Genomic DNA, 25,100 nt, shown 5'->3' with positions numbered 1-25,100 from the left:
CGCCTGAGGAGCCAGAGCCGACGGACCGGCCTGCCGTCGCGCCAACCGCCCGGCAGCCCGAGCCGCACATGGCGGATACGGACGCCCTGCCGGAGCAGGAAGCCGCTCCATCGTCGCAGGACGAAGACAGCATCGACCTCGCGCCTCCCGTGGCCCCGGGCCTCCCGCAGCATGAGGAAGCTCTTTCACCGTCTGTCGCTCCCGAACCAGCCCCTTCTCCCGAACCCGCCGCCATGGCCGAAAAGCCGGCCGCGACCATCGACGAAGGCGTTTCACCCAAGCCCGAAGCGCCCCAGGCAAAAGCCGAGCCCGCGCAACCGGTGATCGAATCCAAACCGACTCCGGTTGCCCCTGCGGCGCAGCCGGCCGCTCCCGCAGCCCCGGCCCCGGCGGCCAAACCGGTCACCGCCGCGCCCCAGGCTTCGGCTGTGCCGGGAGAAAACGCGCCCTGGCGCGACGCGCTGATTCTCGAGTTGCGACAAGCCGAACCCAAGCTCTCGGCCTGGCTCGATATTCTCCTGGCCGACGTCACCGAGGCCGGGCCGGACCTGTGGGACCGGCTACGCTTTTTGTTCGCGAGCTTGCAGGCCCCGGCCGACGAGGCCGACGCGTTCGTGGCCAAGTTCGCGGACTGGGTCGCGCTCATGGAATACGACGAGGTGGAGCTGTTCCGTTCGGAACTGCAATACCGCCTGGCTTTGGCCCTTGAGCTCGAGGACGAGGAGGACGAGCGCAACCGGCTTTTCCTCAAGCTCTCCGAAGGGCTGGCCAAGACCAAGGAACAGATCGTCAAGCGCATCGACGGACTGCTCGGCAACCATGCCGTCATCGACGAGGCGTTCTGGGAGGAGCTCGAGGAAATCCTCATCATGGCCGACGTCGGCTTCGAGCCGGCGGCCAAGCTCATGGACAACCTGCGCGAAAAGGTCAGAAAACGCGGCACCACCGACCCGGCCGTGTTCAAGGACATCCTGCGCGAGGAATTGGCGGAAATCTTCCAGGTCCAAAAGACCATCAAGGCCATCAACCCGCCGGAAGTGGTCATGATGATCGGCGTCAACGGCGTGGGCAAGACCACCACCATCGCCAAGCTGGCCCACCGCGACATCATGCAGGGCAAAAAGGTGCTCATCGCCGCCGGCGACACCTTCCGGGCCGCGGCCATCGAACAGCTCAAAATCTGGGCCGACCGGGTCGGCGCGGCATTTTACACCAAGGGCGAGAACGCCGACCCGGCGGCGGTGGCCTTCGAGGCCATGGACAAGGCCCTGTCCGAAGGCTTCGACGTGCTCTACCTCGACACCGCCGGCCGGTTGCACACCAAGACCAACCTCATGGAAGAATTGCGCAAAATCCGCCGGGTCGTGGCCAAGAAACACCCCGGAGCGCCCCACCGCTCGGTGCTCGTGCTCGACGCCACCACCGGCCAGAACGCCTTGTCCCAGACCAAGCTTTTCAACGAGGCGGCGGGCGTGGACGAGATCATCCTGACCAAGCTCGACGGCACGGCCAAGGGCGGGGTGGTGGTCGGCATCGCGCTATCCTTCGGCGTGCCCATCACCTATGTGGGGCTGGGGGAAAAGATGGAGGACTTGCGCCCCTTCGTGGGCCAGGACTTCGCCCAGGCGCTACTCGGCGTGGAATAAATATCACGGCTCCGGGAGGGCGTGGCCTCTCCCGGAGCCATACGGTACAATCAGGAAATCCAGGCCGCGATATCCGCTTTCGGCGGAATCGCCCCCACGGACTTGATGACCCCGTCGACGACCACCGCCGGCGTGGTGAAAACGCCCATCATGGCGATCTGCTTGAGGTCGGTCACCTTTTCGACTTGTGCGTCGCTGCCTTTTTCCGCGACCGTCTCCCGCACCAGCTTTTCCAGCTCCTTGCACTTGGCGCAGCCCGTGCCGAGCACCTGAATCAACATCGTATGTTCCTCCGCGCGCCTATTTCTTGCAGGCGCAGTCAATGTTGCCGGCCACGATATCGGCCACGTCGCCGAGCACGTCGTGGGTCCAGCAGTCGTCGGCCCCGGCCGCCTCGCGCATGACCAAGGCCAGGATGTAGGCCAGTTCCTTAAGGCTCGCCCCGGCTTCGAGGGCTCCCTTGAAGTGCTTGAGCACGCAGGGTTTGGACCGGGCCTTGATGGAGACGGCAAAGCAAATGAATTGATAGGTCTTTTCGTCGATGAGCCGCTTTTCGGCATAGAGCGCGTCCATGGCATCGAGCGAGGACGCGAATTCCGGGAAGAGCTGGGCCAAAAACCGCATGGCAACCTCCTTGTGCGTTACAACAGAGCGTTAATCACCTACCCCACAAGCAAAATACCGCGGCCGACAATGGCGGCAACGGCCACCAGCAGCGACACCTTGCGCAAAATGACCATCGCCGGCAGCGACCAGGCGAGGACAGACATCATTATTGGCAATTTGACCAAGAATGAAAATAGAGACCCATTCGGGAATTGGCAAGTTGAAATTTGGCCATTACGCCAAATAGACACACATACCACCTGACGCGGCAGGTTTCCATGAAAACGGGATGCGGCGGAAAGATCGCCAAGCGGGTAATGTCAGAAGCAAAAGAGCATCAGGCGCGGCCGTGAGTGGGGAGACGCCGCAACGATGCGCGAAGCCCGGCAGGCCCCGGATACAAGAGCGCAGGTCGGGCAAACGGCCGGATCAGATACGCTCCAGCAGGTCCCGCATGCGCCGCCCAACCTGCAAGGGGCTGAAACGCTCCATGTCCTGCCGCGCCCGGGCCGGGAGATCCAAGGCGTACTTGTGTCGCCGCACCTTGCGCAGCAGATAGGCGAGATGGCGGCGGTCGATTTCCGCCCAGACCATGTCCCGCGTATACAGGGGGATAAGGTCGCACATGCGTCCGGAAACAGGGACCAGGGTGTACTGGACCGGAAAGCTGTTTTGCGGGTTCATGTACGACATGTTGCCGGAAAAACCGGTCGCGATGACCGGTTTGCCGCAAAACATGGCGTCGGAAAGTGACAGTCCCCAGGCTTCGGCGTGATGCGCGCTGACATAGCAATCGAGCAGGCCATGCAGGGCCGCGATCTGCCCGGGGCTCAAGAAGGCGTCCAGGCTGACGACATTGGGCAACCCGGCAAGGTCCCAGGAATTTCTGTACTGCTTGACCACGAGTTTCACGTCGCCGACGTTGCCGAACGTGGCCACAAACGTTTGCAGCAAGGCTTCCAGGTTTTTGCGGGGATTGACCGAGTCGACCATGGTGTAAAAGTAGAACTTGCCCGGGTCATAGGCGATCTGCGCCTTGATGGCGTCAAGGTCGCCTGCCGTCGGCGGATCGACGCGCACCACATGCGGCACGACATCCACGGGGAATCCGGCCGCGGCAAAGGCGGTCGCGGAAAAGGGCGAACAGGTCCAGACCCGGTCCACGCCGCAAAGCGCCTTGGCATAGGAATCGGAAAGCGTCTGCGTTTCCCAGACCGAATAGGCAATGCGGTATTTGTCCCTGTAGCGCGGGATGATTTCGGCCAGGGCCATGGGTTCGTCGTGCAAAAGGAGCACGTCGGCCGCGGCCGGATCGGCTACGCAGGCGATTCCCACAGCCCCGAGCGCGGCGATGAAATCCTCGCCGGCACGCTTATGGCTGATGTAGCGGCTCACATGGTAATAGATGCGTTTCATGGCCTGTCCCCATAGGCAGCGCGTCCCTTCCGCCTCGCGCCCCGAAGCGTCGCCTGCGGCATACTACCCTGTTGCGGGCCGGGACGAAACAGGCCCGAAACGGATCGACGCCGCCATCCTGAACGGTGGTCGAAACCTCGGGGCTGGTCCGGGCAGTCCAAAAGCCCCGCTCCGGACGTCCGCTCGCGGTCCGGGGAAGCGGCCGGATTCGAAACCTCTCCCCGCGACACGCGCCCCCGGCACGCCGTAAACAGGCGACAAAAAATAAAAGGCCCGGCAAAACCGGGCCTTTTTCCGAAAATTTGATGGGGTGACTGGTGGGACTCGAACCCACGGCAACCAGGGCCACAACCTGGGACTCTACCAACTGAGCTACAGCCACCATCGACTGGAGAACGATTTCTTTAGCCCCACCCCACCGTCCCGTCAACATCTTTTTCATTCTCTTGCCCATATCCTTCCCCCAGGGTATCGTGGTTAGTGCAAGCGCGCCGTCGCCCTTGCCACCATCACGCAATTCAGCCAAGGATCCCATACATGGACAAACTGCTTATCCGGGGCGGCAAACCCCTTCACGGCTCCGTGCGCATCAGCGGCTCGAAAAACGCGGCCCTGCCCATCCTGCTCGCCGCGCCCCTGCTCACCAAACCGACGGTCATCGAAAACGTGCCCCGGCTGCGCGACATCCACACCACGCTGCGGCTCCTCGACATGCTCGGCTGCCCGTCCACCTTCGACGGCAACACCGTCACCCTGGAACCGAGCCAAGAGCTCAATCCCGAGGCCCCCTACGACCTCGTCCGCACCATGCGCGCCTCGGTGCTGGTCCTCGGGCCGCTTTTGGCCAGGGTCGGACAGGCCCGGGTGGCGCTGCCCGGCGGTTGCGCCATCGGCGCGCGGCCCGTCAATTTGCACCTGACCGCCCTGGAAAAAATGGGCGCGACCTTCAACCTGGAGGCCGGCTACATCGAGGGGCGCTGCGACAAGCTGACCGGCGCGCACATCGTCTTCGATTTCCCCACCGTCGGTGGCACGGAAAACCTGCTTATGGCCGCAAGCCTGGCCGAAGGCACGACGGTGCTCGAGAATGCCGCCCGCGAGCCGGAAGTCGCCGACCTGGCCGATTTCCTCAATGCCATGGGCGCGAAGATCTCCGGCCACGGCACCGCGATCATCACCATCGAGGGGGTCCCCCGGCTTGGGGGCGGCTCGTACAGCGTCATGCCCGACCGTATCGAGGCGGCCACCTACATGATGGCCGCAGCCATCACCGACGGCGAACTCAAGCTCGAATGCTGCCCGTTCATGGAGCTCGACGCCGTGGTGTCCAAACTACGGGAAATGGGCCTGCACTTCGAGGCCACCAACGCCGGGGTGCTGGTGCGCCGCCGGGAGCAGCTCGTGGGCGTGGACGTGGCCACCCAGCCCTATCCCGGCTTTCCCACCGACGTGCAGGCGCAAATCATGGCGCTTATGTGCGTGGCCATGGGCGCGGGCTCGGTGCGCGAAACCATTTTCGAGAATCGCTTCATGCACGTCCAGGAGCTGGTGCGCCTCGGCGCGCAGATTCGCATCTCGGCCCAAAGCGCCTTTATTCGCGGGGTGAAAAGCCTAACCGGCGCGCCGGTCATGGCCTCGGACCTGCGGGCCAGCGCCTCGCTGGTCCTGGCCGGCCTGGCCGCCAAGGGCGAAACGCTGATCCAACGCGTCTACCACCTGGATCGCGGCTACGAGGCGGTGGAAGTCAAACTGCGCAACGTCGGGGCGGATATCGAACGCCTCGCCTGACGCACGGAGGCAGATCATGGCACGGGCTCGCATCGTTGCGGCAATGGCGTTTTTCCTGGCGGGACTCTTCCTCACCACCACCCCCGCCAGCGCGGTGGGACTTTTCGTCTGCGTGGACGGAGCCGGACGGCAGGTCTGCGTGGTGGATACCGGCAACATGACCGAATTCACCCCGTCGCGCCTGTGCAACACCTCCTGCCCGGCCTGCGCCGGCCGTTGCGACGGCGCACCCTACTATCCCCCCAAAACCGGCCATTGGGAAAAACGGTGGCAGGTCGCGCCCGGTATGGAAAACAACATCATGAAGCCCGGCCCCGATCTGCACCGGGACGCCCAAAAAATCCGCAACGAAGGCCTTGTGGGTAATTGAAAGAAAGAAGGGGGAGAATGAACCTGGGGGGAAACCTTTCTTGAAGAAAGGTTCTCCCCCCAGGCCCCCCTTCCCAAGACTTTTAACGATAACATCCCATCACCGTTAAAATTTTTGGGAAGGGAGAGCGCGAGAGGGGAACCCTTTTTTCAAAAAGGGTTCCCCTCTCGCACTTTCTTTTCCTCAAATTTTCCCTTTCAACACGTACAAGCTTGTTTGGGGGGTGTTTTTTCGTTGAAGGGCGACATACGGCGCAGGGTATCGATGACTTTGGGCATCACTTCCAGCACCAGGTCCACGTCCTTGTCGGTAGTATAGCGCGAGAGGCTGAAGCGGATGGAACCGTGGGCGAAGGTGAAGGGCACGCCCATGGCCCGCAGCACGTGGGACGGCTCCAGGCTGCCCGAGGTGCAGGCCGAGCCCGAGCTGGCGCAGATGCCGTACTGGTCGAGCATGAGCAGGATGGCCTCGCCTTCCACGTATTTGAAGGCGATGCTGGCGGTATTGGGCAGCCGGTTGTCCGGATCGCCGTTGACGATGGTGTCGGGAACGCTGGCCAGGATGCCCTGCTCCAGCCGGTCGCGCAGTGCTTTGACGCGCGTATTTTCCTCGGCCATGTTGTCGTGGGCAAGGCGCATGGCCTTGGCCAGGCCGATGATGCCGGCGGTATTTTCGGTGCCGGCCCGGCGGCCGTGCTCCTGGTGTCCGCCGATAAGAAACGGCCGGTAGGGCGTTCCCTTGCGCACGTAGAGCAGGCCCACGCCCTTTTGGGCATGGAGCTTGTGGCCGGAGAGGGCCAGCATGTCCACGGGGAGTTTGGCCAGGTCGATCTCCACCTTGCCCACGGCCTGGACGGCGTCGGTATGGACCAGCACGCCGCGTTCCTTGCACAGGGCGGCGATCTCCGGGACGGGGAAAATGGTCCCGGTTTCATTGTTGGCGTACATGACCGAGACCAGCGCCGTGTCCTTGCGGATGGCGCGGGACAGTTCACCCATATCGAGCCGGCCCTTCTCGTCCACGCCCAGATAGGTGACCTCGTAGCCTTTTTCCTCGAGATGCTTGGCCAGGCTCAACACGGCCGGATGCTCCACCCGGGTGGTGATGAGGTGGCGTTTGTCCGGCTGGGCGGCCAGGGCGCTGCGGATGGCCGTATTGTCGGATTCCGAGCCGCAGGAGGTGAAGATGATCTCCTCGGGCGCGCAGCCGAGGATTTCGGCCACGTCGGCCCGGGCCTTTTTCAGGCGGTGGCCCACTTCGCCGCCGAAGGTGTGCATGCTCGAAGGGTTGCCGTAGAGTTCCCCGAAAAAGGGCAGCATTTCCTCAAGCACTTCCGGCGCGACCATGGTCGTGGCGTTGTTGTCGAGATACACCGGGTTCATTTGCCAGCCTCCTTGACCGTGATATCAGGCTCCACCAGTTCCCGCAGGCGCTTTTGCACGAATTCGGTCAGCGTCACGTTGCTGACCGGACAGCCCTTGCACGCCCCGCGAAGGGCGACGAGCACCGTCTTGCCTTCGATGTCCACCAATTCGATGTCGCCGCCGTCCTTTTTGAGGTTGGGCCGGATCTCCTCGTCCATGACCTCGGTCACGCGTTTGACCCGTTCCAGGTTGGTGAGCCCCTTGGCCGGCGCTTTCGCCGCGCCGGCGGTGGCGTCGGCTTGCCGACCGCGCTCCTCGTCCAGGATGGCTTGCAGCCGTTCCTGGCAATCGCCGCAACCGCCGCCGGCCTTGGTGAAGTCGGTGATCTCCTCCACGCTGGTCAGGGCGTTTTCGCGGATGGCCCGGCGGATCTGGCCTTCGTAGACGCCGAAGCACTTGCACACCAGCTCGCCCTCGGGTTCGTGCTCCGGGGCCTTTTCGCCCAGATACCCGGCCAGGGCCGCCTCCAGGGCCTCCTGTCCCATGACCGAGCAGTGCATCTTTTCCTTGGGCAGCCCGCCGAGGTAATCGGCAATATCCTTGTTGGTCAGTTTTTTCGCCTCCTCGATGGTCTTGCCCTTGAGCAGTTCGGTCAGGACCGAACTGGAGGCGATGGCCGAGGCGCAGCCGAAGGTCTGGAAGCGGGCGTCCTCGATGACGCCGGCGTCGCTTATCTTGAGATACAGCTTGAGCGCGTCCCCGCACGCCAGCGATCCCACCTCGCCCACGGCGTTGGCATCATCGAGGCTGCCCACGTTGCGGGGATTGAGAAAATGATCCCTGACTTTATCGGTATATTCCCACATAGTTTCCTCCGATCGCCCTGGCGGTTGCAGGCGACGCACCAGTATAGGCCGCTTGCCGTGCCGCGAAAAGGGTTTTTGACGCTTTGAGCGCCCATACAATTTCCTACTTTAACGATAGGAATAATGAAGTCAATCGCCCGCTTTACCCTTTTTGTCCCCTGCGCTATCAATCCGATTGAAAATCGTCTCGAATCACCCTCGTCGCCGCTGACGACGCCCGGGACACGAGGCAACCACACATGGGGGCGATACCGTCGCCTCCGGAGAGGCGCGATGCTGGAAAAACTGGGCCTTATCGCCCTGGCCGGCGCGGCCGGCACCCTGGCCCGCTATTGGATTTCCGGGCTTGTCTACGGCCTGGCCGGCCGGCAATTCCCCTGGGGCACGGCGGCCGCCAACATCCTCGGCTGTTTCCTGTTCGGCTTTATCTGGCAGCTTGGCGAAGGCCGGATGCTCATTCGCGCCGAAACCCGGGCCATCATCCTCACGGGATTCATGGGCGCGTTCACCACCTTTTCCACTTTCATTTTCGAAAGCGGCGGCCTGATCGAGGAAGGCCGCTACCTGGTAGCCCTGGCCAATGTCGGTTTCCAGACCGTGCTCGGCTTTGCCGCCCTTTTCGGCGGGCTGATGCTCGGCCGGATGTTGTAGCGTAGAATGCGGGGGAGCGGCGTCCGCGACGGGATGCCGACGCCCGCTTTTGGGAGAAAGCCATGACGGAATACGCCGAGGTGGAAGTGTTGCGCGTGTATTGCGGCGAATCCGACCGCAGCGACGGGCGGCCTGTCTATGAGGTGATCGTGGAGGAAGCCCGCCGGCACGGCGCGGCCGGAGCCACCGTGCTGCGCGGGGTGCTCGGGTTCGGAGCCGGAAGCCTCGTCCACACGGCCAAGCTGTTACGCCTGTCCGAGGACCTGCCCATGGTGGTGGAGATCGTCGACCGCCCCGAGCGTCTCGATGCCGTGCTGCCCCGCATCGAGGCCGTGATCAGGGGCGGGCTCATCACTCGCCAGCGCGGGATCACCGCGCGTTTTCATTGTCCGGTCCGGGTGCGCGACGTCATGGCCACCACCGTGGCCACGGCGAGTCGGGACACCCCACTGCCGGTGGTCATGGACATGCTCGTTTCCCACGACAACAAAGCGGTGCTGGTCATCGAACCCGACGGCGCGGTAGCCGGCATCGTCACGGGCGGGGACGTCCTCATGCGCGGCGGCATGGCGGCGCGGCTTTCCCTACAGGACATCCTGCCCGAGGATATCCGCAAAAACGAGCGCGACAAGATTTCGGGACGCACCGCCGGCGAGGTCATGACCAGCCCGGTTGTGACGATCAATGACCGGATGAGCCTTCGCGACGCGGCCCAGCTCATGACCGGAAAAGGCCTCAAACGGCTGCCGGTGGTGGACGCCGCGGGCGAGCTCGTGGGGCTGGTCAGCCGGGTGGACATCCTGCGCGCGGCCTCGGACCTGGCCCCCTCGGCCCAGGCGTTGCCGCGCTTCACGGCCGGACTTTTCCAGCAGGCCCGGGACGTGATGATCACCGACGTGCCCACGGCCTTCCCGGACACGCCGCTGCACCAGGTTGTGGCCGCCATCGTCGCTTCGCCGCTGCGGCGCGCGGTCGTCGTGGACGCGGACGGAACGGTGCGCGGCATCGTTCTCGACAGCGACCTGCTCAGGCGTTGCGGTCCGGCCCGAAAACCCGGCCTCGTGGAAGCCCTTTTCTCCTTCGGCAAGCCCGAGGAGACCGGCGCCTGCCCCACCGGTTCGGCGGCCGAGGTCATGGAACCGAACGTCCTGACCATCCACGAAGACGCGCCCCTGATGGAAGTGTTGCAAAAAATGCTCGCGACCAAGGTCAAGCGGCTGGTGGTCGTGGACGACGCGGGCAAGCTGCTCGGCATGGTCGACCGCGAAGCGATTTTGCGGGTCATCGCCGGCGCGCATTGAGGGAAAAAAAGCGGGAGGGGAAGCCCGTTACAAAGGGGCCTCCCCTCTCGCGCTCCCCTTTCGAAATTTCAAACGATACATCCCCGCACGAGGATTAGTCGCCGCATACGGCCCGCGGCCAGGCAGGCGGGTGCGACTTGGATTCACCCTTTGCCATGGCAGGCGATTCACGATAAATCCGCCCTGCCCGGCCGTGCCATGACATGGCACCATCCAACCAAGGCCGGACATTCCACAAAACGCAAGGAGCAACACCCATGGAACGTACCCTTTCCATCATCAAGCCCGACGCCGTCTCCCGCAATCTGGCCGGAGCCATCCTCAAAATGATCCAGGACACGGGGCTTAAGGTCGTGGCCATGAAGATGATCCAGTTGTCCAAGGCCGAGGCCGAGGGCTTTTACGCCGTGCACAAGGAACGCCCGTTCTTCGGCAGCCTGGTGGACTTCATGATCTCCGGCCCGGTGGTCGTCTCCATCCTCGAAGGCGACGACGCCATCGCCCGCTACCGCAAGCTCATGGGCGCCACCAACCCGGCCAACGCCGAGGAAGGCACCATCCGCAAGACCTATGCCCTGGACATCGAGAAGAACTCCGTCCACGGCTCCGACGCCCCGGAAACCGCCGCCTTCGAGACGTCCTACTTCTTCAGCGCCCTGGAAATGGTGGGTTAGGGCCATGGCCGCCGTCATCGGTTTTCTCGGTGCGGGGAACATGGGCGGGGCCATCATCAAGGGCCTTGCCGCCGTTCCCGACGTCTCGGCCCTGGCCTACGACGTGGACCCGGCCAAGGTGAAGGCCCTGGCCGACAAGAATCTGGCCGCGCCCGCCGCGACCCCCGAGGCGCTGGCGGCGGGGGCCGATTACCTGATCCTGTGCGTCAAGCCCCAGTACCTCGCTGCGGCCATGTCGGCCCTGGCGCCGTATCTGCGGCCCGAGACGGTGGTCTGCTCCATCGTCGCCGGCGTGACCATGACCCGGCTGCGGGAGCTGACATCCGGCAAGTGCCCGGTGGTGCGCATCATGCCCAACACCCCGGCCCTGGTCGGCGCGGGCCAGTTCGCCCTGTGCCTGGAGGACCCGAAGCTGGGCGAGACGCACCGGGCCTTCGTCCACGGGCTTTTCAACAAGCTTGGCCGCACCTACGTGCTCGAGGAAAAACTCTTCGACGCCTTCACCGGCCTTGCCGGCTCCGGCCCGGCCTACGTCCTCTATTTCATGGAGGCGCTCATCGAATCCGGGGTGCTCGTGGGCTTTCCCCGGGACAAGGCCACGGATATCGTTTCCGGGCTCATCGAGGGCACGGCCAAGCTGGCCGCCGAGTCCGGGCTCCATCCGAGCGTCCTGCGCGAGATGGTCACCTCGCCGGCCGGCACCACCATCGAGGCGCTCATGCACCTCGACCGCAAGGCCGTGCGGGCGGCAGTCATCGACGCCGTGGCCGCCTCGCGTGACCGCTCCAAGGCCCTCGGCGCCTGACCGACCCGTCTCCAACCAAATCAAAAGCCCCCGGCGCCATGCGGCGCCGGGGGCTTTTTTCGCGGGAGTATAGAACGGCGGTCAGGCGTTTTTCACCACATTGGTGGCTTTGGGCCCCCGCTCACCCTGGATGATTTCGAATTGCACAAGTTCGCCTTCGCGCAAGGTGCGAAACCCATCTCCCTCAATGGACGAGTAATGAACAAACACGTCGTCCTCACCTTCGCGCATGATGAAACCATAGCCCTTCTTGTCACTGAACCACTTGACGGTGCCTTCAAATCCCATACGTCTGCCCTCCTGAAAAACTCGTACCTTATTTTTTAGCACCGGAGTTTCGTTTGCGTCAACAAAAAATCCATCTCGCCCGATAAAAATCCGAAACACACCATCACCCGGCAGGGCTCGAAATACGCACAGGGGAAATTTTTCCAAATTGTCCACATGCCGTTGCTGTTACAATAAAACAGTTACTACGACAACAATTCCGCTTGCAAACAATACCAGTCGCAGCAGCATTGCAAACCGCTTTGCATCCCAGGGTCTGCCGACAGGTCCAAAGGTCGGCTTGCGCATCAGTTGGCCAAAGTACACGGACGGTCCTCCCATGGACGCGCCACAGAGCCAGGCCGCGGCGGCCATGGGCCAGCCGGCGTTTGGACTGGCGCTTTTTTCCGCGTCGGCGGCGACAGCACCGAAGCGCACGCCCCTGCCCAGCCCCATGATCCTGGCTGCAACCCACATGCCAAGGGTGGTTATCCTCGCCGGCAGCCAGGCCAGTACATCGTCGGCCCTGGCCCCAAACCAGCCCAGGTCGCGGTAGCGCGGGGTGCGGTAGCCCCACATGGAGTCGGCGGTGCTTATGGCCTTGTATGCCCAAAGTCCGGGCAGTCCGGCCACGGCCAGCCAAAAAAACGGCGCAACGAACGCATCGTTGGCGTTTTCAGCCACGGTTTCGGCCAGGGCCCGCCACAGACCGGCCGCATCGAGGGCGGTCACGTCCCGGCTGACCAGCCCGGCAACGACCGTCCGGGCCGCTTCCACCTGATTTTTTTTGAGCAACGCCGCTGCCTTGCGGCCTTCGCGCAAAAGTCCGCCCAGGGCCAGGCCGGCATAGGCGAAATAGAGCGCGCACAAAAAACCGATGCCCGGTATCCGGCCGGCCAGCCAGACGACGCCACCGCTCGCCGCCGCAACCACGGCCACGCAGCAGGCCCCGAAAAGGCGCGTGCGCAGGCCCGACCGGTCGGCCAGCGCGTCCAGGGCCGCATAAGCCGCGCCGATGGCCCGCACCGGATGCGGCAGCCAGAGCGGATCGGCCAGGGCCAGATCGAGCCCGACGGCCAGGATAATCATCCACGTCGCATCACTCATGCCATATTCCCGTAAGAGTGGTTATTCGACCGACAGGCCGGCGGAGGGGGCAGGAACACCACTTGCGGTTATACGATCATTTTGCGGGCAGGCAGGCGGGGGCAGGACGGCCACGTGCGGCGCATATTCGAAGAATACGCCTTCGCGTCCGTCCTGCCCCCGCCTGCCCTGCACACACGCTTCTCATACCCAACAGCAATCCTAACCCGTCAGCACGAAACAGCGCCCCCGAACATTCGGGAACCGTCCGCCCCTAAACGATACCACCTTGCCCCGTTGGAAAGAAAACGTCCCGTCATTTCCCACAAAAAGAAACCGTCATTTCCCCCGCATCGGGAGAGCCGCACAATCCCCTTTGAACGTTTTTGAAGGGGGTCCAGGGGGAAACTTTTTCCAAAAAGTTTCCCCCTGGCCGCCGGAGGCAAAAAAAAGAAAGCTACCGCGCCACCACAGGCGGGCGGCGCAGTTTTTTGGAGAAGCGGTCGAATTCGCTCAGGACGCAGCCGCAGTACGGCTGTCGGTAGATGCCCCATTCCTTGGAAAGGGCCACCCCCTCGTCCCAATCGACGCGAAAATCGCGGTAGTAAAACGGGACGCCGTGGGCGGAGGCCTGCTTCTCGCCCAGGGACTTGAGCACGCCATGGTCCTGGTATTTGCTGTAGAGCAGCGAAGAGGAGTAGGCATCGCAGCCCATGCGCCGGGCTGTTTCGGCCGTGCGGGCCAGCCGCTCGTCCCAGCAGGGCCGGCAGCGCGCACCCGGGTCGGCGACCGACCGGCGCAGATGCGGCAGCGGGTCGTAATCGTCGTAGAGCACGTCCACGTCGAGCCGCGCCGCCACCTCGGCCAAGGCATCGCGGCGGCGCAGATATTCCATCACCGGCTGGATGTTGGGGTTGTAAAAAAGCCCCGCCACATGCAGTCCGGCCTCGTGGAGGCGCAATAAGGGCGCGATGGCGCAAGGCCCGCAGCAGATATGCAGCAACAGGCGTTCGGGCATGGTCTTACAAGGCGGCGATGATGATCTTTTTCTTGAATTCCTCTTCCATGGCCGAGAGCCGGGCCCGCTTGTAATTGAGCAGGTACAGGGCCAGTTCCTCGGACACCTTGGCCGTGACGCACTCCTGGCCGGAATCCTTGCGCATCTGGCGGTAGATATCCTTGAGCACGGTCAGCGCCTGCCATTCGTGGTTGCGCCGCTGGCCCGAACCCTTGCAGTGCGGACAGGTCTCGGAGGTGATGGACAGGGCCGAGGAGCCCAGGCGCTGGCGCACGATCTCGAGAAGCCCGAAACGCGAAATGCGGCCGACGTCGGTGCGGGCCCGGTCGCTTTTAAAGGCCGCGCGCAGGGTCTTTTCCACCTCGGCCACGTGCTTGCGGTCCTTCATCTCGATGAAGTCGATGACCACCTGGCCGCCGATGTCGCGCAGGCGCAGCTGGCGGGCCACTTCCTCGGCCGCCTCGGCATTGGTCTTGAGCGCCATTTCGCGGAAATTGGATTCGCCGCCGATCTTGCCGGAGTTGATGTCCACGGCGGTCAGCGCCTCGGCATGGTCGAAGGCCAGCACGCCGCCGCTCGGCAACGTCACCTCGCGGCCGTAGAGCTGTTCGATCTGCTTGCGCAGGTTGAAGCGGTCCCAAAGCGGCACGTCCATGTCGGTGTGCTGTTTGACGATGCTCGGGCGGCGCGGGTAGATCAGGGACGCCATCTCCGCCACCCGGTCGGCGGTTTCCGGCTCGTCCACCCAGATCTCGCCCACATCGTCTGTCAGGTAGTCCCGCACGGCCCGGGAAGCCAGGTCCAGCTCCTGGTAGATGAGGCTTGGCGTCTCGGCCGTGGTGCCGCGCTGGCGCACGTCCTTCCACAGGCGCTTCAGATAGGACAGATCGCGCTCCAGGGCGGTCTTGGACTGGGACAGGGCGGCGGTGCGCACGATGATGCCGAGCCCCTCCTCCAGCTTGAGCCCGGAGATGGCTTCCTTGAGCCGCTTGCGTTCGGCCTCGTCCTCGATCTTGCGCGAAACGCCGCGCTGCTCGCGCCCGGGCGTCAGCACGAAATAGCGGCCCGGCAGCGACAGGTAGGTGGTGAGAAACGCGCCCTTGTGGCCGGTCGGCTCCTTGACCACCTGGACGAGCAGCTCCTGGTTCTTTTTGAGCGCCTTTTGGATGGGCGGATACTTGGGGCGGCGCTCCCCGGCGTGGACGATCTGGTAATATTCGGGGTGCACCTCGTCGATCTGCAGAAAACCGTTGCGCTCCGCGCCGTAATTGATGAACGCCGCCTGCAAGGCCGGATCGATGTTGTGGATGCGGCCCTTGTAAATGTGCCCCCGCGTCTTGGCCTGGTGCACCATCTCGACGTAATATTCCAACAGCAGGCCATCCTCGGACACGGCCACTTCGACCTGTTCACCGGGCAGCACGCTGATAAACATCTTCTGCTTGCGTTTCTTTCCTCTGCTCATCACACAAAAACTCCTTGCCGCCGGCGGAGGTCCGCCGGGGCGAAATTTGCTATTATCCGGTTTGGCCGGAGTAAAAAATTTCCTCGCCCGCGCGCTCACGGCGCACCGCGCCGTCCCGCTCCAGGGCATCGAGGGCCGCCTGCACGTCGGCAAGCGTTTGCCCCAGGGCGAGGCTCAGGCCCTGGGCCGTCTGGGGACGCCGGGTGACGGATGCGGCGATACGGGCCGCGAGATCGTCCGCCTGACCGGCGGCAGGGACCCGGGCGCGCAGGGCGGCCGGTCCATGGCCTTCGGACGCATCCCCGGCGTGGGAAGGCGCCGTAACGCCAAGCGCCTGCCGGAAACGGGCCAGGACCTCGGACGCGGCGGCGGCAGCTCCCGGATGCGCTCCCGGGCGGGACATGGTGACCACATCCACCCGGTCCGGGGCCAGTTCCCGGCAAAATCCCCGCAACAATTCCAGGTTTTCTTCCGTATCGTTTCGGCCGGCCAGAAGCAGGATTTCCAGGTACAGCCGGCCGGCGTACCCGGACCGGAACTCGAGCAGCCCCCGGCGGATGGCGGCCAGATCCATGGACGGATGGGGGCGGTTGACGCGGCGGTACTCGGCCGCGACAAGGGTATCCATGGAGGGCAGCACAATATCGGCCCCGGCGATGTCGCGGCGCACCTGCGGATCGGACAGCAGGCTCGAATTGGTGAGCACGGCCACGGGGACATCCGGGAAAAGTTCCTTGGCTCCGGCGATAATCGCGGCGCACTCGCTATTGAGCGTCGGCTCGCCGAGCCCGCCGAGGGTAACGGCGTCGATAGGGCCGCAGCCCGCCGCCTTCACGGCCGCCAGTTCCTCAAGGAGACGCGCGGCCGGGATATAGGGCTTGCGGGAAACGGTCAACGTGTCGGTCGGACCCACCTCGCAATAGAGGCAGTCGAAGGTGCAAATTCTTGCGCCAAGCAGATCCAACCCCAGTGACAACCCGAGGCGGCCCGAGCGAACCGGGCCAAAAATGAATTTATGTGCGTTCGTGGCGCGATCCTCCTTGTCGCGTCGCAGACAGCTTGACAGGGCAGCCCCGGGCGTGGACAAGGGCCATCGATCATACGGCATACGGAGCATACCGTGAAACAAGGCGATTTGATACTTCTGGTCTCTCCCAAGGGCAAGCGATATCTGAAGCGGTTTACGCCGGATATGGTCCTGCATACCCAGGAAGGCATGATCCGGTTTACGGACGTGGACGCCGCGGGCTGCGGCGGCGCGGTCACGACCCACCTCGGCCACACGTTTCGTATCCTGCGCCCGTCGACCTACGATCTGGTCAAAGGCGTCAAGCGTTCCACCCAGATCATGTACCCCAAGGAAATCGGCTATGTCCTGCTCAAATTGGGCATCGGGCCGGGGGTGCGCGTCATCGAGGCCGGCAGCGGCTCCGGCGGCCTGACCCTGGCCCTGGCCTGGCACGTGGGCGAGACGGGCCGGGTCTATACATTCGAACGGCGTCCGGAATTTTACGAACTCTCCGGCGAAAACCTCGAGGCCGTGGGACTTGGCGACCGGGTCAGCCGGTTCCACCACGACATCAGTACCGGATTCTATCCGGAAACGCACATTCCCGGCAATCCGCTGACCGATCCGTCGGGCGCGGACGCGCTTTTTCTCGACGTGCGTACGCCTTGGGACCATCTTGACGCCGCCGCCGAGGTGGTGCGCCCGGGAGCGCCGGTGGGCTTTTTGCTGCCCACGGTCAACCAGATCAGCGATCTTTTGCGCGCCTTGGAAACGTCCCCCTTCGATGACGTCGAGGTTCTTGAAATCCTTGTGCGCCATTACAAGCCCGTGGCCGATCGGCTGCGGCCGGAGGATCGCATGGTGGCCCACACGGGCTTTCTGGTTTTCGCGCGCCACGGCGGTCGCGAGGCCTACAAACGCCCGCAGCCGCTGCCTGCCGTGCCCGAAGGCTGGGAGCCCGACCCGGAAAACGGAACAACGCAGGAAAGTGGCGAAGGCGATTGACCTCGGCAGTGCCAACAGCTAAGACTCATACCATGCCCCAGATTGTGCTCTGCGCCGAGCCGCCCCAATCCCTCAAACGCCTGCTCGATCCACTGTCATCGTTGCTTGGCATCCCCGTGGCCGTCCAATCGGCGGCCGATATTCCCGTCTGGCCCGACCCCGGGCAGGAGGCCCATGCCATTTTGCACCGGGAATTCGCCGAACGCGGCGTCTGCCCCCTGCTGACTTTTCCGGAGCGGATTCCCCTGGACGGGGGCCTGCCCACCGCGGCCTGCCCGCTCGGGATGACGGTACGGCGATTCGCCGTGCCCTTTGACGACGAGCACACGGGCGTACTCACCCTCGGGCCGTATTTCCTCCATGCCGGAGACCGGGAACGCCTGCGCGGGCGCTCCACCGCCGCCGACGCCGCCCTGGCCCAGATTCCCTGCGTACCGGCCGACCGTCATGCCACGCTCAAGGCCTTTTACAGGGAATTCACCGCCTTTATCGGTTCGGCCGCCAAGGCCGGCGCGGCCAAGCAAACGTTTTTGGCCAACATGAGCCACGAACTGCGCACGCCCTTAAACGGTATCATGGGCATGTTAAGCCTGCTACTCCAGGGCGAAATGGGGCCACGGCAGCGCCAGTTCCTGGAACTGGCCATGGACGCCTCCAACCAGTTGCTCGGCGTGGTCAACGATCTGCTGGAAATGACCAACATTTCCATGGGCCGCCTGGAGCTGGTCGAGGAAGCCTTCGAACTGCGCCTGGGGCTGGCCGACCTTTTCGAGGCCTGCGACGAGGATGCGGCGAGGCGGGGTCTGGCCTTCTCGGTCGTGGTGGACGCGGACGTCCCGGAAGTCCTGGTCGGCGACGTGGCCCGGCTGCGCCAGGTACTGCTCAACATCATCGGCAACGCCGTAAAATTCACGGACGAGGGCTCGGTGGCGGTGCATGTTTCCCGGCAGTCCACGACGACCGACGGGGAAAGCTCCACCCTGCAGTTCACCGTGGTCGACACCGGCATCGGCATTCCCCAGGAAAAACAGCATGTGATCTTCGAACGCTTCGCCATTGCGGAAAATTTTTTGAGCAAACGCTACGGCGCCACCGGGCTTGGCCTGTCCATCTCCAAGGAGATCGTGGAAAAAATGGGCGGGACCATGCGGCTGCGCAGCGTGCCCGGCCAGGGAAGCGCCTTTTCCTTCACGACTGTTTTTCGCCACCCCGAGCCGCTCCCGAACGCGCACGATGCCGGGCTCTCCCGCCAATCCCCCCTGCGCTGCCAGGGCGCGGCCATCGCCTTTGTCGAAAGCGAGCCCGTCAGCCAATTGCTCGTGCGCCGCATCCTGGAAGACCACGGCTATAGCGTCCTTCTGGTCGACACCATCGACAAGCTGCGCGATATTCTGCCCGGTCGCCCGGTGGACATGATCCTCCTGGATATCCAGATGACCGGCGCGGAGGGCCTGGAGTGCATCGCGCGCATCCGTTCCGGGAGAATCGAGGGTGTTGCGGACGACATCCCCATCATCGGTCTGTGCGCCCAGGCCGCCGGCGAGGAGCGCCCGCGCGTCCTTTCCGCCGGCCTGAGCTACGCCATAACCAAGCCCGTCACCCGCCAAAGCCTGCTTGCCGCCGTTAAACGCGCCATGCCGGGGCCCCGGGGAACGGACTGCTTGAAATTCCCAGCCGCCTAGGTTATAAAGCCTTCCTTTTTCCCGCCTCGGGATTTCGCCTTCATAAGGAGATCAGTCATGACCCGAAAGGACCGTACCGAGGGCATCTATTCCCGCCGGGAAGTGCTCGACGAATCCGAACGCCGGCAATACTACCAGATCCAAATCAAGGACCTGCTTTCGTACGCCTATCGTTATTCCGAGGACGTCAAGAAACGTTTTGACCGCGCCCAGTTCCAGGCGTCCAAGTTCAAGACGCTCTCGGACCTCAAGCACATCCCCATTCTCAAGAAAAAAGAGCTCATCTTCCTCCAGTCCATGGGCCCCCGCCTGGGCGGACTTTTGACCAAGGACATGGGCGAACTGCGCCGCATCTTCCTGTCCCCGGGCCCCATCTTCGACCCCGAGGACCGTGAGGACGACTACTGGGGCTGGACCGAGGGCTTTTACGCCAGCGGCTTCCGTTCCGGGGATCTGGTCCAGGTCACCTTCAACTACCACCTCACCCCGGCCGGGCTCATGTTCGAAGAGCCGCTTAAAAACCTCGGTTGCGCCGTGGTGCCGGCCGGTCCGGGCAACTCCACCACCCAGCTCGAGATCATGCAGAAGCTGCGCGCCACAGGCTACGTGGGCACGCCGAGCTACCTCATGCACCTGGCCCAGAAGGGCGAGGAAATGGGGCTGAACCTGCGCAAGGACCTCTACCTGGAAGTGGCCTTCGTCACGGGCGAGAAGTTCTCCGAGAAGCTGCGCTCCAACCTGGAAAAGAAGTTCGACATCATCATGCGCCAGGGCTACGGCACGGCCGACGTCGGTTGCGTGGGCTACGAATGCTTCCACAAGACGGGCCTGCACATCGCCAACCGCGCCTTTGTCGAGATCTGCCACCCCGACACCGGCATTCCGCTCAAGGACGGCGAAGTGGGCGAGATCGTGGTCACGGCCTTCAACAAGACCTATCCGCTGATCCGGCTGGCCACCGGCGACCTGTCCTACATCGAGCGCGCCCCCTGCCCCTGCGGCCGCACCTCGCCGCGCCTGGGCTCCATCGTCGGCCGCGTGGACACCACCGCCCGCATCAAGGGCATGTTCGTTTACCCGCACCAGGTCGAACAGGTCATCACCCGGTTCGAGGAAATCAAGCGCTGGCAGATCGAGGTCACCAACCCTGGCGGCATCGACGAGATGAACCTCATCGTCGAAGCCTCCAACTTCAAGCGCGAAGAAGACCTGCTCCACAAGTTCCGGGAGAAGATCAAGCTGCGTCCCGGGCTCACCGTGGTCGCGCCCGGCACCCTGCCGCCGCAGATCCGTCCCATCGAGGACAAGCGCAAGTGGGATTAGAGAAGAAGAACCGGGGGAAAACTTTTCTGAAGAAAAGTTTTCCCCCGGACCCCCTTTCCAAAGACTTTCAATAGTAATGGGATGTTACGCATAACTACCCTCACCGCCATAAACTTTAGGAAGGGGAGAGCGCGAGAGGGGAGAACCCTTTTGAAAGGGTTTCCCCTCTCGCATCTTCCTGTCTTTTTCCTCTTCTCTTCACTCCTCCTGGCCGGCTGCGCCGGAAAAAGTGTCACGCCTCCCATGACGGCGGAGCATGTCGCCCCGGAGACCCTGGTCGGCGCGTTGGGCCAGCCCCTTTCCCCCCGGGCGTTCGCCGCCGAGTTTCTTTCCGCCGACTATATTTTAGCCGGCGAGGAGCATCCCAATCCCTGCGACCACCTGGCCCAGGATGCGCTCATCCGTCGCCTCGTCGCCGCCGGCATGCGTCCGGCCATCGGCCTGGAAATGCTGCCGGTCGAGGCCCAGCCCGTCCTCGATGCGTTCAATACCGGCAAGCTGGCCGTAGCCGACCTGCCCCGGGCGCTGGATTGGAAAAAGACCTGGGGCTACGATTTCGCCCTGTACGAACCGATCTTCGAAACGGCGCGCGCGCACCATCTGCCCGTCTACGCCCTCAATGCCCCCCGGGGGCTGGCCCGCAAAGTCGGCCGTCATGGTTTGGACAGCCTCACCCCGACCGAGCGGGCCTCCCTGCCCGGGACCATTCAGCCCCCCGACCCGGCCCAGGTGAAGGAACTGCGCGAGATTTACGACGAGCATGCCGCCAGGCTCGAGAAAATGGGCCAGGCCGGCAAGAAAAAGACCGACGACCGCGACCGCTTCGCCGATTTCATGACCGTCCAGTCGCTTTGGGACACGCAGATGGCCTCCCGCGCCGTGTACGCCCATGCCGCAAGCAAACGGCCGGTGGTTATTATCGCCGGCGGCGGCCATGTGGAGCGCGGCTGGGGCATCGCCCGCCGCCTGGCCACGCTCGATCCCGGGGCCACGGTCGCAACCGTCATGCCCTGGCGCGGCGGCGAAAAACCCGAAGCCGATCTCGCCCGCACCTTTTACGCCTGCCCGGCCGTGCACCGAAGCCGCCTTGGCATGACCCTGTCCCGGGAGGAACCGGCCGCCGGCGAAAAGCCCGCACCGCTGCTCGTGACCGCCGTGGCCCCGGGTTCTCCCGCCGCCAAGGCCGGGCTTTTGCCGGGCGACGCCGTCACCGCCGCCGGAGGCCATGAAGCGACCGCGCTCTCCGTACTCCACACCGCCGCCATGGAGGCGCTCATGGCCGGAAAGGCGCTGACGCTCACCGTCTCCCGGGCCGGCGAGACCATAGACATCGCCATCCCCTTGAAAATGCCCCCGGCCGCCAAGAAGTAAGCCCATGCCCGAACTGCCCGAGGTGGAAACCATTGCCCGCGCCCTGGCCCCGGGGCTGACGGGGCGCATGGTCACGGGGCTTGCGGTGCCCGACCCCAAGGTCCTAGCCGGTCCCCGGACCAAGGCGGCCTTTGCCAAGGGACTTGTCGGACGGCCGATCACGGCCGTGGACCGCCGGGCCAAGCTGTTGCTGGTGCGCCTTGGCCCGAAGCCGGACCTTGCCGACGACGCGGCCGCCGTGCTCGCCTTCCACCTCAAGATGACCGGCCGGTTTCACATCGCCTTGCCGGATGCCCCCGTCCCGGACCGGGCCCGGCTGCTGGTCGGTCTCGACGACGGCCACGCCCTGGTGTTTTCGGACGTGCGCCGTTTCGGCACGGCCCGGCTGCTCTCGCCGGCGGGGCTTGCCGCCTGGGATTTTTACGCCTCCCTTGGCCCCGAACCCTGGGACATGACGCCCGGGGCGTTCGCTACCGCCCTGTCCGGGCGTGCGACCCGCATCAAGGCGGCCCTGCTCGACCAGACGCTCATTGCCGGCATCGGCAACATCTACGCCGACGAGTCACTGCACGCCGCCGGCATCCACCCCGAAACCCGGGCCAGGGACATTTCCCCGAGCCGGGCCGAAAAACTGCTGGCCGCCATCCAGGCCGTCATCACCCGGGCCATCGCCGCCGGCGGCAGCACCATCCGCGATTACCGCACCCCGGATGGGGTGGAAGGCGGCTTCCAAAACGAGTTTGCCGTCTACGGCAAGGCCGGCCAGCCCTGTCCGGGCTGCGGCACGAAACTCGTCGCGGTCAAGGTCGCCGGCCGCACCTCCACGTTTTGCCCCACCTGCCAAAAGTAAGTAAGGGAAATCATGCCGCAGCATGTCAGACAGATCGCCAAGGACGCTTCCATCGTCGGCGGCGCGACGCTCCTCTCGCGCATCCTGGGTTTTTTCCGCGACATGATCCTGGCCTATGTGCTCGGGGCCGGCATATCCGCCGACGCCTTTTACGTGGCCTACCGGCTCCCCAACATGATGCGACGGCTTTTCGCCGAAGGCTCCATGACCATGGCCTTCGTGCCGGTCTTCACCCGGCTGCGCGAGGAGGAAGGCGACCGGCGCGCCTTTGCCATGCCGCGGTCGGCCCTGGTCTGGCTGCTAATCATTCTGGGCGTGCTGACGACGCTCGCCATCGTCTTCGCCCGGCCGCTCACACGCCTTATCACCCCGGGCTTCGCCAACGACCCGGCGCTTTTCGACCTGACGGTGGAACTCACCCGCATCGTCTTCCCCTACATCATCGAAATTTCGGTGGTGGCCTTGTGCATGGGCGTGCTCAACTCCTTCGGCCACTTCCTGGCCCCCGCCCTCGCCACGTCCGAGCTCAACACCATCATCATCCTCGGCGCGGGCGTGGCCTGGCTTTTCGGGCTCAATGTCCCCCATACCCTTGCCTGGGCCGTGGTCGTCGGCGGCTTCGGCCAGGTGCTCATGCAGCAGCCGCAGATGCGCAAGTACGGCTTTTCCTGGCGCGGCCCCTGGAAGCTCAAGGACAAGGGCGTGATCCGCATGGGCCGGCTCATGGTGCCGACGGCCTTTGGCGCGGCGGTCTACCAGCTCAACATCGTGCTCGGCACCCTGCTTGCCTCCTATCTCCCCACCGGCAGCATCTCCTACCTCTACTACGCCGACCGGCTGGTGCAGTTTCCCCTCGGCGTTTTCGGCGTGGCCGTGGGCACGGTGGCGTTGCCCAGCCTGTCCAAGCTGGCCTCGAGCGGCAACACCGGGGAGTTTACGGAAACGCTCAACGCCTCGTTGCGACTGACCCTTTTCATCTGCCTGCCGGCGGCGGCCGGGCTCATCGCCCTGGCCGCACCCATGGTGCATGTGCTGTTCGGCCGGGGCGCCTTCGGCCCCCATGCCGTGTCCGCCACGGCGGCGGCACTGGTGGCCTACGGCGTGGGCCTGCCGGCCTTCGCCTGCGTGCGACCGCTCTATTCCGCCTATTTCGCCCTGACCGACACCCGCACCCCGGCCATCACCGCCGCCGTGTGCCTGGTGGTCTACGTCATCGCGGGCCTGACCCTCATGGGGCCGACGGCCCATGTCGGGTTGGCGTTGGCCACGTCCATCTCGTCCTGGGTCAATGTGGCGGTCCTGGGCGTCATTTTACGCAAGCGCCTGGGCGGCTCCTGGTTTCGGCCCGGACGCACGACCGTCATCGGGGCGCTCTTAAGCTGCGGCGTGGGACTTGGCGCGTACGCCACGGCCGACCGGCCGCTTCTGGCCCTGGCGCTCATTTTCGTCTGGGCCGTTGCCTACATGGGCCTCGCCTCGCTATTGCGGGTCGAGGAAGCCCGGATGCTGACGGATTTCGTGCGCCGGAGGCTTCGTCGCAAGGCCCGGGCCTGATGCCAAGGCGCGTTTTCAGGCTCTCATAAGGCGATAAGGAGGAACGCACATGGCGCTTTTCACCGTGGAAAACCTGATCGCCTTCCTGACGTTGGCCGCCCTCGAGATCATCCTCGGCATCGACAACATCGTCTTTATCGCCATCATCACCAACACCCTGCCCGAGGCCATCCAGTCCAAGGCGCGCAAGATCGGCCTGCTTCTGGCCATGGGCACGCGCCTGTTGCTGCTTTTCGGCATCACCTGGATCATGGGGCTCACCGCGCCGCTTTTCGCCGTGCTCGGCCATGCCGTCACGGGCCGCGACATCGTGCTCTTGGCTGGGGGCCTTTTTCTCATCGCCAAATCGACCTTCGAGATTCACGAAAAAATCGAACCAGACCCAGGCGGGGAACTCCACGTGAAAAAGGTCCGGGCATTCTGGCCGGCCGTGACCCAGATCGCCTTGCTCGACATCGTCTTCTCCCTCGATTCGGTCATAACCGCCGTGGGCATGTCCGGGGAAATCGTCGTCATGGCGGCGGCGGTGATCGCGGCGGTCCTGGTCATGATGCGCTTTGCCGACCCGGTCAGCCATTTCGTGTCCCGGCACCCCACCGTGCAGATGCTGGCCCTGTCGTTTCTGATCCTTATCGGCGTCTTTCTCGTCGCCGAGGGACTGGGCAAAGCCATCGACCGTGGCTACATCTATTTCGCCATGGCCTTTTCGCTCCTGGTGGAGTTGCTCAATATGCGGGCGCGCAAGGCGGAAGCCAAACAAAACCGTCCGTAAGGCGCTTTCGCCTTACGGACGGTTATAAAGTGGATTTCGATGCGTCTTGGCCAGGTAGCGAAAAAACGCTACCAGCCCCGGCGTTGTTGCCGACAGGCGTTATAGCCAATATTGCAGTTTTGAACGCATGCCGGGACACCGCCACAGACCATCAGGCAATTTTGATAGCTCCTGTTGCAACCACGCACTGGTGGTGGCGGTGGCGGCGGCT

Annotated in this window: 24 protein-coding genes and 1 tRNA gene; 14 read left to right on the top strand and 11 right to left on the bottom strand. The window is 64.1% G+C overall.

Annotated elements, in window-relative coordinates; genetic code table 11:
• The first annotated feature begins 233 nt into the window (after window positions 1-233).
• Window positions 234-1,646, top strand: coding sequence for a signal recognition particle-docking protein FtsY (gene ftsY / locus K9F62_15350; GenBank protein UJX43222.1), 1,413 nt, complete (start codon window positions 234-236; stop codon window positions 1,644-1,646).
• Between the two features lie 50 nt (window positions 1,647-1,696).
• On the opposite strand, the gene K9F62_15345 is transcribed toward ftsY, so the two are convergent.
• The 4 genes from K9F62_15345 to K9F62_15330 form a co-directional block, all read right to left on the bottom strand.
• The gene (locus K9F62_15345; GenBank protein ID UJX40071.1) at window positions 1,697-1,927 is read right to left on the bottom strand and encodes a thioredoxin family protein; all 231 of its coding nucleotides are present in this window, start codon (window positions 1,925-1,927) and stop codon (window positions 1,697-1,699) included.
• Between the two features lie 19 nt (window positions 1,928-1,946).
• Window positions 1,947-2,270, bottom strand: a complete 324-nt coding sequence (locus K9F62_15340) for a carboxymuconolactone decarboxylase family protein (protein UJX40070.1) — start codon at window positions 2,268-2,270, stop codon at window positions 1,947-1,949.
• Between the two features lie 411 nt (window positions 2,271-2,681).
• Window positions 2,682-3,668 carry a glycosyltransferase gene (locus tag K9F62_15335; protein UJX40069.1) on the bottom strand — a complete coding sequence of 329 codons (987 nt, stop codon included), beginning with the start codon at window positions 3,666-3,668 and terminating at the stop codon, window positions 2,682-2,684.
• Window positions 3,669-3,974: 306 nt separating this feature from the next.
• Window positions 3,975-4,050 (bottom strand) — tRNA-His (locus K9F62_15330).
• Window positions 4,051-4,205: 155 nt separating this feature from the next.
• On the opposite strand from K9F62_15330, the gene murA reads away from it, so the two are divergent.
• Together murA and K9F62_15320 are read left to right on the top strand one after the other, a co-directional pair.
• A complete protein-coding gene (gene murA / locus K9F62_15325) occupies window positions 4,206-5,456 on the top strand; it encodes a UDP-N-acetylglucosamine 1-carboxyvinyltransferase (protein UJX40068.1) in 1,251 nt (416 codons plus the stop codon).
• A gap of 43 nt (window positions 5,457-5,499) precedes the next feature.
• Window positions 5,500-5,826 carry a hypothetical protein gene (locus tag K9F62_15320; protein ID UJX43221.1) on the top strand — a complete coding sequence of 109 codons (327 nt, stop codon included), beginning with the start codon at window positions 5,500-5,502 and terminating at the stop codon, window positions 5,824-5,826.
• Between the two features lie 197 nt (window positions 5,827-6,023).
• On the opposite strand, the gene nifS is transcribed toward K9F62_15320, so the two are convergent.
• Together nifS and nifU are read right to left on the bottom strand one after the other, a co-directional pair.
• On the bottom strand, window positions 6,024-7,208 hold the full coding sequence (nifS, locus tag K9F62_15315) for a cysteine desulfurase NifS (protein UJX40067.1): 1,185 nt from the start codon (window positions 7,206-7,208) through the stop codon (window positions 6,024-6,026).
• Complete coding sequence (nifU, locus tag K9F62_15310) at window positions 7,205-8,056, bottom strand: Fe-S cluster assembly protein NifU (GenBank protein ID UJX40066.1); 852 nt, start codon at window positions 8,054-8,056, stop codon at window positions 7,205-7,207. Before nifU ends, nifS begins: the two co-directional genes overlap by 4 nt.
• Before the next feature lie 273 nt (window positions 8,057-8,329).
• Between nifU and K9F62_15305 the strand changes: the two genes are divergently transcribed.
• The 4 genes from K9F62_15305 (at window position 8,330) to proC (ending at window position 11,487) form a co-directional block, all read left to right on the top strand.
• Window positions 8,330-8,707 carry a CrcB family protein gene (locus K9F62_15305; GenBank protein ID UJX40065.1) on the top strand — a complete coding sequence of 126 codons (378 nt, stop codon included), beginning with the start codon at window positions 8,330-8,332 and terminating at the stop codon, window positions 8,705-8,707.
• A 62-nt stretch (window positions 8,708-8,769) separates the two neighbouring features.
• A complete protein-coding gene (locus K9F62_15300; protein UJX40064.1) occupies window positions 8,770-10,008 on the top strand; it encodes a DUF190 domain-containing protein in 1,239 nt (412 codons plus the stop codon).
• A gap of 257 nt (window positions 10,009-10,265) precedes the next feature.
• A complete protein-coding gene (ndk, locus tag K9F62_15295) occupies window positions 10,266-10,682 on the top strand; it encodes a nucleoside-diphosphate kinase (GenBank protein UJX40063.1) in 417 nt (138 codons plus the stop codon).
• A gap of 4 nt (window positions 10,683-10,686) precedes the next feature.
• A complete protein-coding gene (gene proC, locus K9F62_15290) occupies window positions 10,687-11,487 on the top strand; it encodes a pyrroline-5-carboxylate reductase (protein ID UJX40062.1) in 801 nt (266 codons plus the stop codon).
• Window positions 11,488-11,568: 81 nt separating this feature from the next.
• Here proC and K9F62_15285 read toward each other — a convergent pair whose 3' ends face one another.
• From K9F62_15285 to K9F62_15265, 5 genes are all read right to left on the bottom strand, one after another.
• Complete coding sequence (locus K9F62_15285) at window positions 11,569-11,775, bottom strand: cold shock domain-containing protein (GenBank protein UJX43220.1); 207 nt, start codon at window positions 11,773-11,775, stop codon at window positions 11,569-11,571.
• A gap of 168 nt (window positions 11,776-11,943) precedes the next feature.
• Window positions 11,944-12,861: an adenosylcobinamide-phosphate synthase CbiB gene (gene cbiB, locus K9F62_15280; GenBank protein ID UJX40061.1), complete on the bottom strand. Its 918-nt coding sequence runs from the start codon at window positions 12,859-12,861 to the stop codon at window positions 11,944-11,946.
• Between the two features lie 436 nt (window positions 12,862-13,297).
• Window positions 13,298-13,858 (bottom strand): epoxyqueuosine reductase QueH, encoded by a 561-nt coding sequence (locus K9F62_15275; GenBank protein UJX40060.1) that lies wholly within the window; start codon window positions 13,856-13,858, stop codon window positions 13,298-13,300.
• A 4-nt stretch (window positions 13,859-13,862) separates the two neighbouring features.
• Window positions 13,863-15,323: an Rne/Rng family ribonuclease gene (locus K9F62_15270; protein ID UJX40059.1), complete on the bottom strand. Its 1,461-nt coding sequence runs from the start codon at window positions 15,321-15,323 to the stop codon at window positions 13,863-13,865.
• 52 nt (window positions 15,324-15,375) lie between these two features.
• A complete protein-coding gene (locus tag K9F62_15265) occupies window positions 15,376-16,431 on the bottom strand; it encodes a radical SAM protein (GenBank protein ID UJX40058.1) in 1,056 nt (351 codons plus the stop codon).
• Window positions 16,432-16,443: 12 nt separating this feature from the next.
• On the opposite strand from K9F62_15265, the gene K9F62_15260 reads away from it, so the two are divergent.
• The 7 genes from K9F62_15260 (at window position 16,444) to K9F62_15230 (ending at window position 24,889) form a co-directional block, all read left to right on the top strand.
• Entirely contained in the window at window positions 16,444-17,337 is an 894-nt protein-coding gene (locus K9F62_15260; GenBank protein UJX40057.1) for a tRNA (adenine-N1)-methyltransferase, read from the top strand.
• A 32-nt stretch (window positions 17,338-17,369) separates the two neighbouring features.
• Window positions 17,370-19,019, top strand: coding sequence for a response regulator (locus K9F62_15255; GenBank protein ID UJX40056.1), 1,650 nt, complete (start codon window positions 17,370-17,372; stop codon window positions 19,017-19,019).
• Between the two features lie 57 nt (window positions 19,020-19,076).
• Window positions 19,077-20,342, top strand: coding sequence for an AMP-binding protein (locus tag K9F62_15250; GenBank protein ID UJX40055.1), 1,266 nt, complete (start codon window positions 19,077-19,079; stop codon window positions 20,340-20,342).
• Window positions 20,343-20,423: 81 nt separating this feature from the next.
• Entirely contained in the window at window positions 20,424-21,713 is a 1,290-nt protein-coding gene (locus tag K9F62_15245) for a ChaN family lipoprotein (GenBank protein ID UJX40054.1), read from the top strand.
• Window positions 21,714-21,717: 4 nt separating this feature from the next.
• Complete coding sequence (gene mutM, locus K9F62_15240) at window positions 21,718-22,563, top strand: bifunctional DNA-formamidopyrimidine glycosylase/DNA-(apurinic or apyrimidinic site) lyase (protein UJX40053.1); 846 nt, start codon at window positions 21,718-21,720, stop codon at window positions 22,561-22,563.
• A gap of 12 nt (window positions 22,564-22,575) precedes the next feature.
• Window positions 22,576-24,117 (top strand): murein biosynthesis integral membrane protein MurJ, encoded by a 1,542-nt coding sequence (murJ, locus tag K9F62_15235; GenBank protein ID UJX40052.1) that lies wholly within the window; start codon window positions 22,576-22,578, stop codon window positions 24,115-24,117.
• A 49-nt stretch (window positions 24,118-24,166) separates the two neighbouring features.
• A complete protein-coding gene (locus tag K9F62_15230; GenBank protein ID UJX40051.1) occupies window positions 24,167-24,889 on the top strand; it encodes a TerC family protein in 723 nt (240 codons plus the stop codon).
• Window positions 24,890-25,100: the final 211 nt, after the last annotated feature.

Source organism: Desulfovibrio sp. JY (genome assembly GCA_021730285.1).
GTDB lineage: Bacteria > Desulfobacterota > Desulfovibrionia > Desulfovibrionales > Desulfovibrionaceae > Solidesulfovibrio.
Note: the sequence above shows the minus strand (reverse complement) of the source record. Positions and strands in the feature narration are given on the sequence as shown.

What these genes read in the sequence shown, in the direction of transcription:
- ftsY (UJX43222.1), top strand. Translation starts at nt 234, where the DNA reads ATGGCCGAAAAGCCGGCCGCGACCATCGACGAAGGCGTTTCACCCAAG.
- K9F62_15345 (UJX40071.1), bottom strand. Translation starts at nt 1,927, where the DNA reads ATGTTGATTCAGGTGCTCGGCACGGGCTGCGCCAAGTGCAAGGAGCTG.
- K9F62_15340 (UJX40070.1), bottom strand. Translation starts at nt 2,270, where the DNA reads ATGCGGTTTTTGGCCCAGCTCTTCCCGGAATTCGCGTCCTCGCTCGAT.
- K9F62_15335 (UJX40069.1), bottom strand. Translation starts at nt 3,668, where the DNA reads ATGAAACGCATCTATTACCATGTGAGCCGCTACATCAGCCATAAGCGT.
- murA (UJX40068.1), top strand. Translation starts at nt 4,206, where the DNA reads ATGGACAAACTGCTTATCCGGGGCGGCAAACCCCTTCACGGCTCCGTG.
- K9F62_15320 (UJX43221.1), top strand. Translation starts at nt 5,500, where the DNA reads ATGGCGTTTTTCCTGGCGGGACTCTTCCTCACCACCACCCCCGCCAGC.
- nifS (UJX40067.1), bottom strand. Translation starts at nt 7,208, where the DNA reads ATGAACCCGGTGTATCTCGACAACAACGCCACGACCATGGTCGCGCCG.
- nifU (UJX40066.1), bottom strand. Translation starts at nt 8,056, where the DNA reads ATGTGGGAATATACCGATAAAGTCAGGGATCATTTTCTCAATCCCCGC.
- K9F62_15305 (UJX40065.1), top strand. Translation starts at nt 8,330, where the DNA reads ATGCTGGAAAAACTGGGCCTTATCGCCCTGGCCGGCGCGGCCGGCACC.
- K9F62_15300 (UJX40064.1), top strand. Translation starts at nt 8,770, where the DNA reads ATGACGGAATACGCCGAGGTGGAAGTGTTGCGCGTGTATTGCGGCGAA.
- ndk (UJX40063.1), top strand. Translation starts at nt 10,266, where the DNA reads ATGGAACGTACCCTTTCCATCATCAAGCCCGACGCCGTCTCCCGCAAT.
- proC (UJX40062.1), top strand. Translation starts at nt 10,687, where the DNA reads ATGGCCGCCGTCATCGGTTTTCTCGGTGCGGGGAACATGGGCGGGGCC.
- K9F62_15285 (UJX43220.1), bottom strand. Translation starts at nt 11,775, where the DNA reads ATGGGATTTGAAGGCACCGTCAAGTGGTTCAGTGACAAGAAGGGCTAT.
- cbiB (UJX40061.1), bottom strand. Translation starts at nt 12,861, where the DNA reads ATGAGTGATGCGACGTGGATGATTATCCTGGCCGTCGGGCTCGATCTG.
- K9F62_15275 (UJX40060.1), bottom strand. Translation starts at nt 13,858, where the DNA reads ATGCCCGAACGCCTGTTGCTGCATATCTGCTGCGGGCCTTGCGCCATC.
- K9F62_15270 (UJX40059.1), bottom strand. Translation starts at nt 15,323, where the DNA reads ATGAGCAGAGGAAAGAAACGCAAGCAGAAGATGTTTATCAGCGTGCTG.
- K9F62_15265 (UJX40058.1), bottom strand. Translation starts at nt 16,431, where the DNA reads ATGCCGTATGATCGATGGCCCTTGTCCACGCCCGGGGCTGCCCTGTCA.
- K9F62_15255 (UJX40056.1), top strand. Translation starts at nt 17,370, where the DNA reads ATGCCCCAGATTGTGCTCTGCGCCGAGCCGCCCCAATCCCTCAAACGC.
- K9F62_15250 (UJX40055.1), top strand. Translation starts at nt 19,077, where the DNA reads ATGACCCGAAAGGACCGTACCGAGGGCATCTATTCCCGCCGGGAAGTG.
- K9F62_15245 (UJX40054.1), top strand. Translation starts at nt 20,424, where the DNA reads ATGTTACGCATAACTACCCTCACCGCCATAAACTTTAGGAAGGGGAGA.
- mutM (UJX40053.1), top strand. Translation starts at nt 21,718, where the DNA reads ATGCCCGAACTGCCCGAGGTGGAAACCATTGCCCGCGCCCTGGCCCCG.
- murJ (UJX40052.1), top strand. Translation starts at nt 22,576, where the DNA reads ATGCCGCAGCATGTCAGACAGATCGCCAAGGACGCTTCCATCGTCGGC.
- K9F62_15230 (UJX40051.1), top strand. Translation starts at nt 24,167, where the DNA reads ATGGCGCTTTTCACCGTGGAAAACCTGATCGCCTTCCTGACGTTGGCC.